The organism is Micromonospora sp. NPDC005257 (assembly GCF_042872445.1).
Classification (GTDB): domain Bacteria; phylum Actinomycetota; class Actinomycetes; order Mycobacteriales; family Micromonosporaceae; genus Micromonospora.
In genome coordinates this window covers 616,673-633,210 of sequence record NZ_JBIAKL010000001.1, presented here as the reverse complement: position 1 = coordinate 633,210, position 16,538 = coordinate 616,673, and the positions used below count along the sequence as shown (strand labels likewise).

Sequence of the window (16,538 nt, the reverse complement as noted above, 5' to 3'; positions counted from 1 at the left end):
TCCCCCTACCGGCCGACGTGTTCGGCCACGAACGCGGCCAGCTCGCCCGGGGTCATCGCGCCTACCGCCGCGCCCACGTCGGCCAGCCGTTGTGCGGTGGCCCTGTCGTACACCGGGTCGGCCTCCTCGTCCAGCGCCGCGAGGGCCAGCACGTGCGTGCCCTGCTCCACCAGTTGCCTCACCGACCGGACCAGGCCACCGGCGTCCCCGCCCTCGTAGAAGTCGGACACCAGCGCGACGACGGCCCGGCGCGGGTTCTCCACCAGCTGCGCGCCGTACGCGACCGCGCGGGCGATGTCGGTGCCGCCGCCGAGCTGCACCTTCATCAGCAGCTCCACCGGATCGTCCACGTCGGAGGTCAGGTCGACCACGTCGGTGTCGAACGCGACCAGGTGGGTCCGCACGCCGGGCAGCCCCCACAGGCAGGCGGCCGTCACCGCGGCGTGGATCACCGAGCCGAGCATCGAACCGGACTGGTCCACCAGCAGGATCACCTGCCAGCGGTCCACATGGCGGCGGGTGCGGGAGAAGAAGTGCGGCTGCCGTACGTGCAGTCGGCGCTCGTCCGGCCGCCAGTGCGCCAGGTTCGCCCGGATGGTGCGCCGCACGTCGAAGTTGCGGGCCTGCCGGAACCGGCTGGGGCGTCGCGCCCGGGGCCCGGAGAACGACTGCCGGACCTCGGTCGCCAGCCGCTCCACCAGTTGCCGCACCACCGCCTCGACCAGCTTGCGGGCCAGCCGCAGCACCTGCGGGTCCATCAGGTGCTTGGTGCGCAGCACCGCGCGCAGCAGCGCCGGGTTCGGCTCGACCCGGGCCAGCACCGCCGGGTCGGTGACGACCTCGTGGATGCCGTACCGCTCGACCGCGTCGCGTTCGAGCCGCTGCACCGTCTCCTTGGGGAACAGCCGGGTGATCCCGTCCAGCCAGTCCACAGTGGTCAGCGCGGACGGGCCGGACCCGCCGCGCCGCACGTCGCGGCGACCGAGGTCGGCGTCGCGGCCGTAGAGCCAGTCCAGTGCCGCGTCCCGGCCGGCCCCCTCGGCCGACAGGCCGCCCAGGCTGTCCTGCGCGGCGTCGCCGAGCACCAGCCGCCAGCGTTCCCGCATCGGGTCGCTCACGTCCCGTCCCCCTCCCACAGCCCTTCCCGGGTCAGCACCGCGTCGACCCGTTCCTCCACCGCCCGGGCGGCGGCCACCAGCAGCGGGTCGGCGTCCAGCCGCAGCACGTCACCGGACGGCGCGTCGCCGCCGTGCAGCGCCAGCACGTGCCGGGCCACCTCCGCCCGCTCCCGGGGCGGGAACCAGCCGAACGCCTGCCGCAACGCCGGCAACGCCACCAGGAAGTCGTGCGCGCCCATCGAGGCGAGCAGTTCGTCCACGACTGTCAGCAGCGCCGCGTCACCGGACACGACCTCCTCCCGGGCCAGCGCGAACAGCCCGCCCAGCCAGTCGCCGAGCGTGTCCGGCGCGGCGACGGCCCGGACCGCGCGGGCGGCGTCCGGCACCTCCCCCAGCGACCAGGCCAGGCCCAGCGCCGCGCCGCGCAGGTCCGGCGGGGCCGCCGCGTCGGCCGCCACCCGCCCGGACACGGCCAGCGCGCCGGCCGGGTCGAGCCCCAGCGCCGGGCCGGCGTGGCGGACCGCGTCCCGGACCGCGACGAGCGCGGTCAGCCGTCCCGGGTCGGCCGGTGCGGCAGCCGCCCGCACGCCCTCGACCAGCCAGAGCGCCCGGCGTACGGCGGCGGTGATCAGCGCGCCGAGCGGGGCGGTCCCGGCGCTGCCGAGCAGCCGGTCGTGCCGCCACAGGGCCAGCGCCACCGCGAGCGCCCGGCCCAGGGCCCGCAGGTCGGTGACCGAGCCGGTGGCGCGGGCGATGGCGGTGAGCGTCCGGGTGGAGTGCTCGGGCAGCCCGGCCAGCGCGGTGTCGAACAGGGTGGTGGCGAGCGCGTCCACGTCCGCGCCGAGCAGCGTCACCCGCTCCTCGATCCGGGCGGTGACGGCGTCGGCGACGGTGGGGCCGTACCCGCCGGCCTCGATCAGCCGGGCCAGCCGGTCCGCCGACGGGGCGGGCGTCCAGCGTTCGCTGAGCAGCGCGTCGGCGCCCACGCGCGGGCCGCGCTCCCGGGCATGGCCGGGTACGTCGAGCAGCCGCAGCCGGTGCAGCAGGCGGCTGCGGGCCAGGTCCTCGGCGTCGGTCAGGTCCAGCTCGACCGCCTCGCGCGGATCGATGCGGTGCCGTTCCAGTTCCGCGTCGACGTCGTGCACGAGCGGCGGCAGTGGCGTGTCCGGGTGCAGGCGGCCCACCCGGTCGCCGCTGAGCGCGGCCACCATCTCCACCACCACCGGGTGGGCGCCGGGTGCCAGCGTGCCCCGGGTCGCCCAGGGCAGCGGCTGGTCGAGCGCGTCGGCGACCAGCGCGGAGACCAGCCCGTCGAGCACGTCGACCCGGCCCGGGTGGGCGTGGCCGCGCAGCCGGGCCAGGCCGCCGGCCATGCTCCGGGCGGCGATCAGGTCGGCGGTGGAGACGGGCTGCCGCCGCTCGCGCAGCCGGACCGCCACCGCCTCGGTCAGCGCCTCCGCGGCCCGGCGCGGGCCGTCCTCCCAGACCCGCTGGTAGTACGCCGGTGACGGCATGCCGGACTGGTAGCCGACGAACGCGTCGAGGCGCCGGAACGAGTACGGCACCAGGTAGCTGCCCGCCACCGCGTCGGGCGCCGGGGCGGGCACCTCCGGCCAGTCGTCCTCCGGCCCGTCGTCCTTCGACCCGCCGTCCCACGGGCCGGCGATCAGCCGGACCAGGGCGGGACGGTGGAAGCCGCCGGTCACCACCAGCACCGGGCGGCCTGCGGCCCGGCGACGGGCGGCGCGTACCCAGCGGGCCATGTACGCCTCGCGGGCGGCGTCGTCCGCCCCCGCCGCCGACTCGCCACGCAGCACGTCGAAGTAGGTGTCCAGACGCTCGGCCAGCCCGTCGTCCGGGCCGATCTCGAACAGGTGGTCCCAGAGCGCGTCCACGTTGTCCACGGCGAGCGTGGCGCAGAGCCGGCGGACCGCCTCGGCGTACCGCTGGTCGGCGTCGGCGTACCGGTTGGCGCGGTCGCTCAGCGCGGGATGCCACGCGGGCAGGTCGATGAAGCGCACCTGCGCACCTGCCTCCCGCCCGGCGGTCAGCGCCACCCACTCTGGCGAGTACGCGCAGAACGGGCTCCAGGACGCGTGCCGCCGGGTGCCGTCGCGGTACGCGGTGAACACGGCGATCGGCAGCTCGTGGTCTCCCAGCAGCTCGTCCATCCGCCCGTTCAGGTCCGCGGGCCCCTCCACCAGCACGTACGCCGGCCGCAGCCGGGCCACCGTGGCGGCGACCAGCCGGGCGCAGGCCGGGCTGTGGTGCCGGACGCCGAGGAACGTGACGCCACCGGGCGCCTCGGTGGCGCTCACCCGGGCAGCAGGTGCCGGGCGTCGTGCACCGCCCGCCACTGCGCGCCGGAGCGGCGGGACACCTGCTGCTCCAGGTAGCGGCGCAGCCGGGCCAGGTCCTCCGCGTCGTCCTTCGCGGCGGTGCCGGCCAGGCAGGCGACCAGGTCGGCGGCGTCGCCGGGCTCGCCGCGCAGGAACCAGCCGCGCAGCCCGACCGCGTGCGCCACCGACACCGCCTCGGCGGTGCTCATCACCGCGGACAGCCGCTCCATCGCGTCGCCGCGTTCGGTGATCCCGGTCCGCAGCTCCCGGAACGTGGTGACAAGCACCTCGAGCAGGTCCCGCCGTGGCGGCACTGCCACGCCGGAGCGGCGCAGCAACTCGCCCGCCTCGGCCTCGACAAGTTCCAGCTCGGTGCCGAGGTCGGGGATCGGGAAGACGGTCTCGAAGTTGAACCGCCGCTTGAGCGCCGCGCTCATCTCGTTGACGCCCCGGTCCCTGGTGTTCGCGGTGGCGATCACGTTGAACCCCTCGCGGGCGAACACCATGGCGTCGGCGCCCGGCAGCTCCGGGATGGCGAGCACCCGGTCGGACAGCGGGGAGAGCAGGCAGTCCTGCACCTCCAGCGGGCAGCGGGTGATCTCCTCGAAGCGGACCACCCGCCCCTCGGCCATGCCCCGCAGCAGCGGCGCCGGCACCAGCGCGCGCGGCGACGGGCCGTCCGCGACGAGCAGCGCGTAGTTCCACGAGTAGCGGATCTGGTCCTCGGTGGTCGCCGCGCCGCCCTGGATGGTCAGCGTGGAGTCGCCGCTGACCGCGGCGGCGAGCAGCTCCGACAGCAGCGACTTGGCGGTGCCGGGCTCGCCGACGAGCATCAGCCCGCGGCTGGTCGCCAGCGCCACGAGCGCCCGGTCGATCAGCGACGGGTCGCCGACGAACTTGCGCCGGATGCCGGCCGCCGGATCGCCGAGGATGAACCGGCGCGCGGCGCGCAGGCTCAGCCGCCAGCCGGGCGGGCGCGGATCGCTGTCGTCGGCGGCCAGCGCGGCCAGCTCGTCGGCGTACCGCACCTCGGCCGGGGGCCGCTGCGCCCGCTCGGCGGCCGGGGGCCGCTGGGCCCGCTCGGCGGCCGGGTCGAACGCGGTCACCGGGTCACCTCCGCCAGATCGCGCAGCACCTCGGAGACGGTGACGTCGTCCAGGTCGCGGAGGCGGACCTTGCCGCCGCGCGGGAACCAGTCGCCGTACGGCACGTCGTTGACCCAGATCGCCTCGATCTTCTGGTCGGGGAACATGTCCACCACCCCGACCGCGATGCCGGGATTGAGGTCGATCACCATGGCCCGACCGCCGGGGACCTCGCGTTCCAGCCAGCTCTGGATGCCGGCGTCCTGCGGGCTGCCGCGCCGCCAGCCCCGCCGTTCCAGGCTGAGCAGCCGCCCGGCCGGGACGGTGACGCCCATGTGCCGGTGCAGCAGCTTCTCCTTGCGCTCGGCCTCGTCCAGCCGGTACACCTCGCGGCCGAGCTGCGGGAAGGGCTGCAGGATCTCGTAGTCGGCGAGGACCTCCGCCCAGGCCGGCACCGCCGCGCCGAGCCGCAGCGGGTGCGCGATGGTGACGGTGGCGTCATCAGGCAGCGCGTACGTCTCGTCGTCGACGTCGGCGAGCGTGCGGTCCTCGGCCACCCGGAACGTGGCGCCCACCTGACCACGGCCGTCCACTGTGGCCCAGACCAGCCGGCGCACGACGTGCCACAGCAGTGGGTGGGACAGGAAGTAGCGGCGGAAGTCCGCGGCCGGCCACTGCCGCCCGGTCACCATGGCCGCCTCGAAGCGGCGGATCTGGTCGGCGGCGAGCGTACGCACGTCCTTCTTCAGGCCGGCGAAACGCTTGTGCGCGGCGGGCGCCAGCGTGGCGTCGTCCCGGGCGCCGGGCTTGGGCAGGTCCTTGCGGCGGACGCCGGTGCCGTCCACCACGTACGGCTTGAGCTGCTCGTCGAAGCCGACTGTGAACCGGCGCGGCCCGTAGTCGAGGACCAGGCTGCCGTCGGCGTCCAGCCCGAGGTCGGGCACCAGCCGGTCGCCGAGCTGCTCGGGCGTCAGGCCCAGCCCGTCGGCGACCTCGGTGACCTTGCGTGCCGCCTGCTCCCGCAGGCCCCGGAACTTCACCTTCTGGGAGATGCCGTAGAGGTGCATCAGCGCCACGTCGGTGCCGATCTGCGCCAGCACCTCCAGGCCGGTCACCGCCCGCGTGTGCTGGCTCTCGCCGGGCCAGGCCCGCACCAGCGGCGCGAGCTGCCGCGCGGTCGAGTCGTCACCGAGCAGCCCGAGCCCGGTGAACGCCCAGCTGTCCTTCGACGGCGAGCCGGCGCTCTGCCAGCTCTCGAACAGCACCCAGGCGAACTCTGCCAGGGAGTCGGTGTCACATGCCGCGCGGACGATCTCCAGCCCCGGGTACGGCTCGCCGAGCGCGGAGACGGCGAGCATGGTGCAGAGGTGGCGTACCGCCTCGGTCGGTAGCGCCGCCGAGCGGTCCCGCAGCAGCACCTGCGGCAGCACCGCCGGGTCCAGCCAGGCCGGGAGGCTCGGCATCCGGGCCGGGAGCTGGGCCAGCGGATCGGCGTCGAGCATCGCCGTGGCGGCGGTGAGCGCCTCCTGGCCGTGCTCCCGGGCCACGCCGAGGACCAGCTCGCGGTGCTCGGCGGCGAGCAGGCGCAGCGCCCGCTCGGCGGCCCGGCGGCGGGGACCGGTCGCGCCCAGGGCGGCCGGCAGCAGCGCCCGCGCGGCGTACTCCGGGTGCCGCCGCAGCCAGGCCCGGGCGACCGGGCGGGCCGACTTGAGCCGGTCGAGCCAGTCGGCCATCAGGTCGGCGACCTCAGCATCGGCGTACGGCAGCAGCGCCTCGCCGACGCTCTTCGGCGCGGTGCGGGCCAGGTGCAGCGCGGTGGGCAGCGCGTCCAGCTCGTACCGGCCGGCGAGGCGGCACATCCACTCGTCGGCGCCCCAGGACTCGTCGGGCCGCCAGGCCGGCAGCAGCGGACGGGCCAGCTCCTCGGTGGCCCGGACGAAGAAGTGGATCGCCTCGTACGATCCGGCGCGCCCGGCGGCGACCTCGGCGGCGAGCACGTTCAGATCGTTCCCGTGCCAGTAGCCGGCCCAGCCGGGCACGATCGCGGCCCACCGTTCCCGCTCCCCCGGCAGCCAGGCCGTGGCGGACCCGGCGGGCCGCTTCAGGCCGTCCACCACGGGCGGGGTGGCTCGTACGCGCCGGACCGACCAGGGCGGCGTCACCAGCACCGGCGGCAGCCGGTCCGGCCCGGCGACCGGCAGCGCCGAGGCGCTGTCGCGGACCCGCTCGACCCGCTCGCGCTGCGCCGGTTCCAACGCCGGCAGCGCGGCCTCGACCGCGGCCGGGTTGGCCAGTACGTGGGCGCGCAGCAACGTGGCCGCCTCCCGCGCCACCGGGCTGCGCCCGTCCGCGGCACCGGCCAGCAGGCGCACGCCGCGCACCGGGAAGCGGCGCAGCATCTCCGTCACCGCGGGCGGGACGTACCTGCGGTCCAGGCGGTCGAGCAGCGCCGCCATCGGCTCGTCGCCGGGCAGGGCCGACAGCAGTGACACGAGCAACTTGTGGCCGTCCGCGCGGGCGTGCTCGTGGTCGAACCAGCCGACCAGCACCGGCGCGATCGGCGGCCCGACCGCCGCGGTGACGGTGGCGATCGGCGCCTGGTCGTAAATCAGCCGGTAGACCTGCAGGTGCCCGGCGAGGGTGTGGATCGCGTCCACGTCGTCGACCGCGCAGAGCAGCAGCTCGGCGAGGAGCGGACCCCCCTCGCGCGCCACGTCGGCGACGTCCTGGGCCACCCACTCCCGCTCGGTCGGCAGCAGGAACGAGGTGACCGCCCGCGCCGCCAGCGGCCCGGACCGGTACGGGACCAGGGCGGCGCGGACCGCTGCGTAGTCGGCCTCGCCGGCCGCCACGAGGTGCGCGCGGACCCGGCGTAGCACCCACTGGTGCAGGCGCCAGTGGCCGTAGTTGTGTGCGTTGTTCGCCTCGGTGCGCCTCAGCGGAAGTGAAGACGCCACTCCGGTGCCGGCCACGGTGATCTGCTCGGTCGCGGCGACCGCCACGCCGGCCACGCCGAGATCGGCGACCAGCAGGTCGGCGAGGGCCAGACCCTGCTGTTCGCGCCCGTGATAGGCGAGCCCCACGGCCACCGCCGCCACCAGCGCGGCCCCGCCCAGCGGGCTGTGCTCGCCGTCGAGGTAGCCGCGCAGCGCCGGGCCCAGCTCCGGATCGTCGGTGGCCCGCGCGGTGGCGGCGACCTGGGCGGCCACCGAGTCCAGCACCTTCCGCCCGGCGGCCCGGCCCTTCGCGGCGCTCGGCAGGGCCAGGCCCGGTGCGCCGCCCCGGCGCGGGACCAGCATCCGCCGCCAGCCGGCCGGAACCTCGAACGCGTCCTCGTCCGGCAGCTCGCCGGCGGGCGACGCGGCCGACGGCGCGCCGGCCGGGTCGGCGCCGGCCAGGTCGACACCTGCCGGATCGGCGCCGGCCGCTTCCGGGTCGCGGCTCGGCGCTTCCGGCTCGACGGCCGGCGTTCCGGTGTGCCCGGCCGAGGGCGCGACTGTCGTCTCGGCGTACCCCTTGCGCAGTTTCTCCGCGATCAGCCGGTCGGCGTGCGCGGCGGCCTCGGCCGGCGAACCCAGTTCCTTGACCTGGGTGCGGCCCTGGGAGCCGATGGATCCATAGCGGACCGTCACCGTCGCGTCGCGCTGCCCGACCTCCCAGAACTTGGCCGAACCGCCGCCCACGAACTCGAATCTGCGCACACCGTCTCCTTGATCGCCCGCAGTGTGCGGGGACCATAACCGGCCCCACCGACACCCGTGACACCGCCGGCGTGCTACTCGATGGGCAGGGCCGTCGCGGTCCGGGTCCGGGCCGGCCACCCGGCCGGCAGCAGCGCTCCGAGCAGGGCCGTCAGCGGCCCGCCCAGCGCCAGCGCCGTCAGGAGGACCGGCCCGTACACGTCGAACAGCGTCGCCGGCGGCGCCACCCGTCCGGCACGGTTATCCCCGGTCGAGCCCGGGTACCGGAGCCGCATGGCGGAGTTGGCATCGCTCTGGATCGTCCGGCACGGCGAGAGCACGGCGAACGTGGCGGCCACGGCGGCCGAGACGTCCGGCGCCGAGCTGATCGACCTCACCCACCGGGACGCGGACGTGCCGCTGTCGCCGACCGGCGAGGAGCAGGCGCGGGCGACCGGCCGCTGGCTGGCCGGGCTGCCGGAATCGCGGCGCCCGGACGTGGCGGTGGTGTCGCCCTACCTGCGGGCGGCGCGGACCGCCGAGCTGGCGCTCGGCGGCACCGGGATCCCGGCCAGCGTCGACGAGCGGCTGCGCGACCGGGAGCTGGGCATCCTCGACGGGCTCACCGCCCACGGCGTGACCCGGCGCTACCCGGAGGAGGCGCAACGGCGTACCCGGCTGGGCAAGTTCTACTACCGGCCGCCCGGCGGCGAGTCGTGGACCGACGTGGCGCTGCGGCTGCGGGCGCTGCTCGGCGACCTGCGCCGCGACCACGACGGGGGCCGGGTGCTGCTGTTCGGCCACGACGCGCTCGTCTTCCTGCTGCGCTATCTGGTGGAAGGGCTCACCGAGGCGGAGCTGATGGCGCTGACCCGCGAGCACGTGATCGCCAACTGCTCGGTCACCGGCTGGCACGCGGACGACGCCGGCCGGCTCGTGCCGGACGTGTTCAACGACGTCGCTCACCTGCACCAGCAGGGGGCGAAGCCCACCAGGGAGGACGAGGTCCATGCCGAGCCGGTCTGACGTGATCACCCCCGCGCTGCTGCGGGACTGGGCGCTGCCGGTGCCCACCGGCGGCAAGGAGGCTCGCGGCACCGTGCTGGTGGTCGGCGGCTCCCGGTTCACCCCCGGCGCGGTGCTGCTCGCCGGGGTGGCCGCGCTGCGGGCCGGGGCCGGCGTGCTCCAGCTCGCCGCGGCCGAGTCGACGGCCACGTCGCTGAGCATCCAGGTGCCCGAGGCGTTGGTGGTCGGCCTGCCGGAGACCGACGACGGCGCGGTCCGCGGCGACCCGGGGGACGTGCTCCGCGGCCTGGTCACCGAGGCGGACGTGGTGGCCGTCGGCCCCGGCCTGAAGGACATCGACGCCACCGGAGAGCTGCTGCGCCTGGTGCTGGACGCGGCCGGCCCGGACACCGCGCTGGTGCTCGACGCGTACGCGCTCGGCGCGCTCAGCCACGCGCCGGACCTGCTGGCCGGCTCCGGCCGCAAGGTGGTGCTCACCCCCAACCGCACCGAGGCGCGGCACCTGCTGGGCCGCGAGCCGGGCGACGACCTGGACACCGAGGCGGTGGAACTGGCCGGCCGGTACGACGCGGTCGTCTCGCTGTACGGCCACATCGCGACACCGGACGGCCGGGCCTGGCGCGAGGAGAGCGGTGACGCCGGCCTGGGCACCTCGGGCAGCGGCGACGTGCGGTCCGGGCTGCTCGCGGGCCTGCTCTCCCGGGGGGCCGACCCGGCGCAGGCGGCCTGCTGGGCGGCGTTCGCGCACGCGGTGAGCGGGCAGCGGCTCGTCCCCCGGTACGGGCGGATCGGCTTCCTGGCCCGGGAACTGCTGGACGAGATCCCCTACACGATCGCCACTGTCTGACGATCCACTTCATCCCGCTCGCGACAGGTGTAACACCCCGGAGGGTGGCGGCGCTGGACCGGGCGAGGCCGGTACTCCGCCGTGCCTCCGCCCGGACCGCAGCCCGCACAGGTTGCGGTCCACGCACGAACCCCTGGGAGTCTGTGTGAACAATCTCCGTCGCAAGACACTCGCCGCGGCGTCGGCACTGACGCTCGGCGCCGGGCTCGCCCTCGTGGGCGGCACGTCGCCGGCCGCGGCCGTCGGGCCGGAAACCTCTTACCTGGTGCTCGCCCCGCAGGGCAACAGCACCGCCAAGGCCGCCGCCCGCGTGGCGGCCGCCGACGGCACCGTGGTGGCCGCGTACGACAAGATCGGCGTGCTGGTCGTGCGCTCGTCCGCCCCGGACTTCGCCACCCGCGTGGCGGGCGCCGGCGTCGAGTCGGTCGCCTCCACCGCCGGCCTGGGCACCGCCCTGAACGAGGGCGAGACGGTCGAGGTGCCGGCCGCCGCCGTCGCCGCGGCCACCGGCGACCCGACCGCCGAGCCGCTCTACGGCCAGCAGTGGGACATGGACATGATCCGCGTCCCGCAGGCGCACTCGGTGACCGGCGGCAGCCCGTCGGTGGTGGTGGGTGTGCTGGACAGCGGCATCTCCAGCAGTCACCCGGACCTGGCGACCCAGATCGCGAGGGACAAGAGCGCCTCCTGCGTGGGCGGCGTCCCGAACACCGCCGAGGCCGCGTGGAACCCCACCACCAGCGACCACGGCACCCACGTGGCCGGCACCATCGCCGCCGCCGTGAACGGCGTCGGGGTCACCGGTGTCGCCCCGGGCGTGAAGGTCGCCGCCGTCAAGGTCGTCAACGACGACGGCTACATCTTCCCGGAGGCGGCCGTCTGCGGGTTCATGTGGGCCGCCGAGCACGGCATGCAGCTCACCAACAACAGCTACTACATCGACCCGTGGGAGCTGAACTGCCGCAACGACGCGCGTCAGCGCCCGGTGTGGAAGGCCGTGCAGCGGGCCCTGCGCTACTCGCAGTCCCAGGGTGTGCTGCACGTCGCGTCGGCCGGCAACTCGAACTACGACCTGGCCCACAAGATCACCGACACCGGCAGCCCGAACAACGGCACGCCGGAGGAGCGGGAGAACCTCACGAACGCCTGCCTCGACCTGCCGGCCGAGGCCCCGGGCGTGGTGACCGTCGCCGCTGTCGGCCCGACCGGTGAGAAGAGCTACTACTCCTCGTACGGCCAGGGCGTGATCGACGTGACCGCGCCGGGTGGCGACACCCGCTTCCGGACCCAGGGCGCCCGCTCGACGTCCACCGACGGCATCCTGTCCACCACCTGGTCGCCCACCACTGGTAACGGGTGGGGCTACAAGCAGGGCACCTCGATGTCCGGCCCGCACGCCACCGGCGTCGCGGCGCTGGCACTGTCCGCGCACCCGGGCATGACGCCGGGTCAGCTCTCCTCGTTCCTGGAGCGCACGGCGGTGGCGAAGTCCTGCCCGTCGGGCGTCTACAACCCGGTGCCGCTGATCTCGGCGGGCCCGAACGCGTACGACGCGACCTGCTCCGGCGGGAAGCGCAACGGGTTCTACGGTGCCGGCGTCGTCGACGCGTACAACGCGGTGAAGTAACTCGGAGCCGCGTGGACCGGGCCCGGCGATTTACGCCGGGCCCGGTCTGTTTGTCCTGGTGAGGCGCCGGGTAGGGGGGCACCGTCAGCCGACTTAGGAGGTAACCGGTGTCCACCGACGCGATCGTCCTGCTCAAGGAGGACCACAAGGAGATCCGCCGCCTGTTCAAGGCCTTCCAGGAGGCCGAGGAGGGCCCGGCGAGCAAGCGCGGGAAGATCGTCGGGCAGATCCTCGAAGCCCTGACGGTGCACACCTACCTGGAGAACGAGGTGATGTACCCGGAGGTCCGCAAGCTGGTGCCCGAGGTCGAGGACGACGTCCTGGAGTCGTACGAGGAGCACCACGTCGCGGACGTGCTCTGCTTCGAGCTGTTCACCATGGACGCCGACGACGAGCGGTACAACGCCAAGACGACGGTGCTGATCGAGAACGTCCTGCACCACATCGAGGAGGAGGAGCAGGAGTGGTTCCCGAAGGTCCGCGAGGCGCTCGGCCGTAACCAGCTCCAGGAGATCGGCCAGCGGATGCTGGACCTGCGCCCGAAGGCGCCGAAGACGCCGACCGCCCCGAAGGCGCTGAAGAAGTCGCTGGACGCGGTGGTCGCCTGACAGGCCCGGAACGCGAGCGGGACCGCCCCGGACACAGGGCGGTCCCGCTCGCGTTCCGGCTCAGTCGCCCGAGCCGGGCTCGGCCATCTTGCGGTGCTGCTCGGCCTTCAGCCGATCCGGGATGATCTTGCCGGCGGCCACCTGGATCTTGTTGACCAGCGAGCCGGCGGCGACCTTGTGCTCCCCCTTCACCAGCGCCTCGAACGCGTCCTCGGCCACCTTGCGGGGGTCGTCCTTGGGCCCCTGGCCGACCCGGGTGTCCTCCATGTCGGCCCGGTCGAAGAACTCGGTGTCGGTCGGGCCGGGCATCAGCGCGGTCACCGTGACGCCGGTGTCCTTCAGCTCGTTGCGCACCCCCTCGGCGAAGGACTGCACGAACGACTTCGAGGCGTTGTAGACCGCCTGGTAAGCCCCGGGCATGGTGGCGGCGATGGACGAGGTGAACAGCACCCGCCCGGCGCCCCGGCGAACCATGTCCGGCAGCAGCAGCTTGGCCAGGTGCACGGTCGAGCGGACGTTCAGGTCGATCACTGTGAGCTCGCCGGCCAGGTCGGTGCCGCCGACGAAGTCCCCGCCCTCGCCGCGCCCGGCGTTGAGCGCCAGCGCGTCCACCGGGCGGCCCAGGCCGGTCACCTCCCCGGCCAGCCGTTGCACCCCCTCGGGCGTGGCCAGGTCCACCCGGACCGGGTACACCTCCGGGCCGCCGTCGCGCCGCAGGTCACCCGCCGCCCGCTCGATCGCCGCGTCCTCGGCGGCGACCACCACGTCGTACCCGTGCTCGACGAACTGGACCGCCAGCTCGTACCCGATGCCGCTGGACGCGCCGGTCACCACGGCGAGCGGCCGTCCGGTGGTCGGTGTGGTCATGGTCGTGCCTCCTCTCCCCCGGGCCGGGCCGGGGCAGGCCCTCCCCCACGTGTGCCCCGCCAGGGGCGGCCCAACCCCGCAGGTCCCCGCCGGGCCGGTAGGATCGGCACGGGCCGTGACTGGCGCGTGGAGATGGAGCACCATCGGGGAGCGGCCTCGTCATGAGGACGCATGCCGAGCGCCTGGGCCTTCCGCACGTCACCTGGAGGTCGCATGTCGCGCAACGCCGAGTCCACCGCCTTCCGCAACGCGCTGGAGGTCGTCCGCGGCGTCGAGCCGCGCGTGGCCGACGCCATCGCCGCGGAACTGGCCGACCAGCGCGAGTCGCTCAAGCTCATCGCCAGCGAGAACTACGCCTCCCCCGCGACGCTGCTGGCCATGGGCAACTGGTTCAGCGACAAGTACGCCGAGGGCACCGTCGGGCGCCGGTTCTACGCCGGCTGCCAGAACGTCGACACCGTCGAGGCGCTCGCCGCCGAGCACGCGCGGGAGCTGTTCGGCGCGTCCCACGCGTACGTGCAGCCGCACTCGGGCATCGACGCCAACCTGGTCGCGTTCTGGGCGATCCTGGCCGACCGGGTCGAGTCCCCCGCGCTGCGCAAGGCGCAGGCCCGCCAGGTGAACGACCTCACCGAGGCGGACTGGTTCGCGCTGCGCCGCGAGCTGGGCAACCAGCGGATGCTCGGCATGTCGCTGGACGCCGGGGGCCACCTCACCCACGGCTTCCGGCCGAACATCTCCGGCAAGATGTTCGACCAGCGCAGCTACGGCACCGACCCGGCCACCGGCCTGATCGACTACGACCGGGTGGCCGAGGCGGCCCGCGAGTTCAAGCCGCTGATCCTGGTCGCCGGTTACTCCGCGTACCCGCGGAAGGTCAATTTCCGGATCATGCGGGAGATCGCCGACTCGGTCGGCGCCACGTTCATGGTCGACATGGCCCACTTCGCCGGGCTGGTCGCCGGCAAGGTGTTCACCGGCGACTTCGACCCGGTGCCGCACGCGCACATCGTCACCACCACCACGCACAAGTCGCTGCGCGGCCCGCGCGGCGGCATGGTGCTCTGCGGCCCGGAGCTGGCCGACCAGGTCGACCGGGGCTGCCCGATGGTGCTCGGCGGGCCGCTGCCGCACGTGATGGCCGCCAAGGCCGTCGCGCTGGCCGAGGCACGCCGCCCCGACTTCGCCGACTACGCCCAGCGGATCGTGGACAACGCTCAGGCGCTCGCCGACGGGCTGCTGCGCCGGGGCGCGACGCTGGTCACCGGCGGCACCGACAACCACCTGGTGCTCATCGACGTGTCCGGGTACGGCCTGACCGGCCGGCAGGCCGAGCAGGCGCTGCTGGACTCGGGCATCGTGACCAACCGCAACTCGGTGCCGCAGGACCCGAACGGCGCCTGGTACACCTCCGGCATCCGCATCGGCACCCCGGCGCTGACCACCCGGGGCCTCGGCGCCGCCGAGATGGACGCCACCGCCGAGCTGATCCACACCGTGCTCAGCCAGACCGCGCCGGGCACCGGGCCGGACGGCGCCCCGTCGAAGGCGAAGTACGTGCTGGACCCGGCCGTCGCCGATTCCGTCGGCAAGCAGGCCGCCGACCTGCTCACCCCGTTCCCGCTCTACCCGGCGGTCGACCTGGGCTGAGCGCCCGACCGACACGAGGCGGCGCCCCGGGAGAACGAGTCTCCCGGGGCGCCGGCGGTTACGGGTGGTCAGCGCAGCGGGCGCTTGAGGTGGTAGCGGTGGACCTCGGTGCTGCCCTGCACGTTGTTCACGTCCTCGGCGGCCGAGACCAGTTCCCAGCCCTCCCGGCCGACCCGGTTGAGGTGGGCGATGGCGGTGTCGCCGTACGCGGTCACGTCGGTGCGTGAACCGTCCGGGCCGTACCACACGAACGAGACGTGGAAATTGCGACCCTGACCCTGATACCGACGAACGAGCAACGCGTACTCCCAGGTAACCATTCGTCCATTATCAACAGTCGAACGGCCTCAGGAAACACGCACGGTGCCGGACGGCTGACACTGCGGTGTCGCCTCGTGCGCGATGGTGTCGGTGACCAGCGCGGCGAGCCGGTCCAGCCCGAGATCGATCGACTCCGGTGTGACAGCGCTCACCGAAAGGCGCAGCGCGTTCACCGGCGTGCCCGCGTCGTAGAAGTGGGCCATCGGGGTCCAGAGCACGCCGTACTCGCGCGCCGAGCGGTGCAGCAGCGCGTCGTCGACGGCGAACGGCACGCTCACCACCACGAAGAACCCGCCCGCCGGGACGGTCCAGGTGACCGGGCCGCCGGCCGGGAAGCGCCGGGCCAGGCCGTCGACCAGATGCCGCAGGTTGCGGGCGTAAGCGGCCCGCTCCCGCACGTTCGCGGCCACCAGCGAGCAGTCGTGCGCCAGCAGCGCGCCGCCGATCACCGCCTGGCTGATCGGTGACGTGTTCACCGTGACCATGCTCTTGATCTTGGCGAGGTGGTCGGCGAGCGGCGCCACGGCGCCGCCGGCCTCGCCCACACGCTGGTCGGCGACCACGTAGCCGACCCGGGCGCCGGGCAGCACGGTCTTGGCGAACGAGCCGAGGTAGACCACCCGGCGCGCGGTGTCCAGCGCCTTGAGGGTGGGCCGCCGGTCGGTGCCGTCGGCCGGGAACAGGCCGTACGGGTTGTCCTCGATCAGCAGCAGGTCCTCCTCGGCGGCCAGGTCCAGCAGCCGCCGCCGCTGCGCGGTGTCCATGCTGACCCCGGACGGGTTGGCGAAGTCGGGCATCACGTAGCAGCCCCGGGGCCGCAGCCCTTCCGCGCGGGCCCGCCGCACCCCGGCCCGCAGGCCGGCCAGGTCGACGCCGTCCGGCCCGCCGTCCACCGGGCGTACCGGCAGGTCGACCAGGCGGGCCGCGCCGGTGAGCCCGACGTACGTGGGCGCGACGGCGAACAGCACGTCGTCCGGGCCGGCCCGCAGCGCGCGCAGCACCAGGAACATCGCCTCCTGGCAGCCGACCGTCACCACTATCGACTCCGGGTCGGCGGTGAGTCCCTCGTCCACGGCGAGATGCCGGGCGATCAGGTGGTGCACGATGCCCTTGGTGCGGCCGTACTGCAACAGCGTCCGGTCCACAGCGGCCCGGTCCAGCCCGACGTCCTCGGCCAGGTGGCGGCGGAAACGGTCCAGGTGCTCGTGCAGCAGCGTGGAGTCGAAGAACTCCTCGTACGGCCGGCCGGCCGCCAGCGACACCGCGTCCGGGTAGTGCTGCGCCACCTCGTTGAGGAAGTTCATCGAGTTCAGCGCCGGGTCGCCGACGCTGCCGTGCAGCGCCGTGACGGCCAGGTCGACCGGTTCCAC

13 protein-coding genes and 1 riboswitch are annotated in these 16,538 nt (G+C 74.6%); of the genes, 5 read left to right on the top strand and 8 right to left on the bottom strand.

Annotated elements, in window-relative coordinates:
• Window positions 1-5: 5 nt before the first annotated feature.
• From ACFYO8_RS02605 to ACFYO8_RS02585, 5 genes are all read right to left on the bottom strand, one after another.
• Complete coding sequence (locus ACFYO8_RS02605) at window positions 6-1,118, bottom strand: VWA domain-containing protein (RefSeq protein ID WP_357707938.1); 1,113 nt, start codon at window positions 1,116-1,118, stop codon at window positions 6-8.
• Window positions 1,115-3,436: a DUF5682 family protein gene (locus tag ACFYO8_RS02600; protein WP_355047544.1), complete on the bottom strand. Its 2,322-nt coding sequence runs from the start codon at window positions 3,434-3,436 to the stop codon at window positions 1,115-1,117. Before ACFYO8_RS02600 ends, ACFYO8_RS02605 begins: the two co-directional genes overlap by 4 nt.
• Window positions 3,433-4,563, bottom strand: a complete 1,131-nt coding sequence (locus ACFYO8_RS02595; RefSeq protein WP_355047543.1) for an AAA family ATPase — start codon at window positions 4,561-4,563, stop codon at window positions 3,433-3,435. Before ACFYO8_RS02595 ends, ACFYO8_RS02600 begins: the two co-directional genes overlap by 4 nt.
• Window positions 4,560-8,243 (bottom strand): DUF4132 domain-containing protein, encoded by a 3,684-nt coding sequence (locus ACFYO8_RS02590; protein ID WP_357707941.1) that lies wholly within the window; start codon window positions 8,241-8,243, stop codon window positions 4,560-4,562. The genes ACFYO8_RS02595 and ACFYO8_RS02590 overlap by 4 nt, the downstream gene beginning before the upstream one ends.
• Window positions 8,244-8,317: 74 nt before the next feature.
• On the bottom strand, window positions 8,318-8,470 hold the full coding sequence (locus ACFYO8_RS02585) for a hypothetical protein (protein ID WP_354863628.1): 153 nt from the start codon (window positions 8,468-8,470) through the stop codon (window positions 8,318-8,320).
• Window positions 8,471-8,516: 46 nt separating this feature from the next.
• Here ACFYO8_RS02585 and ACFYO8_RS02580 point away from each other — a divergent pair, with 46 nt between their 5' ends.
• The 4 genes from ACFYO8_RS02580 (at window position 8,517) to ACFYO8_RS02565 (ending at window position 12,330) form a co-directional block, all read left to right on the top strand.
• Window positions 8,517-9,248, top strand: a complete 732-nt coding sequence (locus ACFYO8_RS02580; RefSeq protein WP_354863630.1) for a histidine phosphatase family protein — start codon at window positions 8,517-8,519, stop codon at window positions 9,246-9,248.
• Window positions 9,232-10,095 (top strand): NAD(P)H-hydrate dehydratase, encoded by an 864-nt coding sequence (locus tag ACFYO8_RS02575; RefSeq protein ID WP_354863632.1) that lies wholly within the window; start codon window positions 9,232-9,234, stop codon window positions 10,093-10,095. Before ACFYO8_RS02580 ends, ACFYO8_RS02575 begins: the two co-directional genes overlap by 17 nt.
• A 145-nt stretch (window positions 10,096-10,240) precedes the next feature.
• Window positions 10,241-11,722, top strand: a complete 1,482-nt coding sequence (locus tag ACFYO8_RS02570; protein ID WP_354863634.1) for a S8 family serine peptidase — start codon at window positions 10,241-10,243, stop codon at window positions 11,720-11,722.
• A 107-nt stretch (window positions 11,723-11,829) separates the two neighbouring features.
• Window positions 11,830-12,330, top strand: coding sequence for a hemerythrin domain-containing protein (locus ACFYO8_RS02565; RefSeq protein ID WP_354863636.1), 501 nt, complete (start codon window positions 11,830-11,832; stop codon window positions 12,328-12,330).
• 60 nt (window positions 12,331-12,390) lie between these two features.
• Here the strand turns inward: ACFYO8_RS02565 and ACFYO8_RS02560 are convergent, their stop codons facing one another.
• Window positions 12,391-13,197 (bottom strand): SDR family NAD(P)-dependent oxidoreductase, encoded by an 807-nt coding sequence (locus ACFYO8_RS02560; protein ID WP_355047541.1) that lies wholly within the window; start codon window positions 13,195-13,197, stop codon window positions 12,391-12,393.
• 105 nt (window positions 13,198-13,302) lie between these two features.
• Window positions 13,303-13,392, top strand: a riboswitch (ZMP/ZTP riboswitch).
• 18 nt (window positions 13,393-13,410) lie between these two features.
• Here ACFYO8_RS02560 and ACFYO8_RS02555 point away from each other — a divergent pair.
• On the top strand, window positions 13,411-14,847 hold the full coding sequence (locus tag ACFYO8_RS02555) for a glycine hydroxymethyltransferase (RefSeq protein ID WP_354863640.1): 1,437 nt from the start codon (window positions 13,411-13,413) through the stop codon (window positions 14,845-14,847).
• A 68-nt stretch (window positions 14,848-14,915) separates the two neighbouring features.
• Here the strand turns inward: ACFYO8_RS02555 and ACFYO8_RS02550 are convergent, their stop codons facing one another.
• Window positions 14,916-15,167, bottom strand: coding sequence for a hypothetical protein (locus tag ACFYO8_RS02550; RefSeq protein WP_354863642.1), 252 nt, complete (start codon window positions 15,165-15,167; stop codon window positions 14,916-14,918).
• 27 nt (window positions 15,168-15,194) lie between these two features.
• Window positions 15,195-16,538, bottom strand: coding sequence for a PLP-dependent aminotransferase family protein (locus ACFYO8_RS02545; RefSeq protein WP_355047539.1), 1,344 nt, complete (start codon window positions 16,536-16,538; stop codon window positions 15,195-15,197).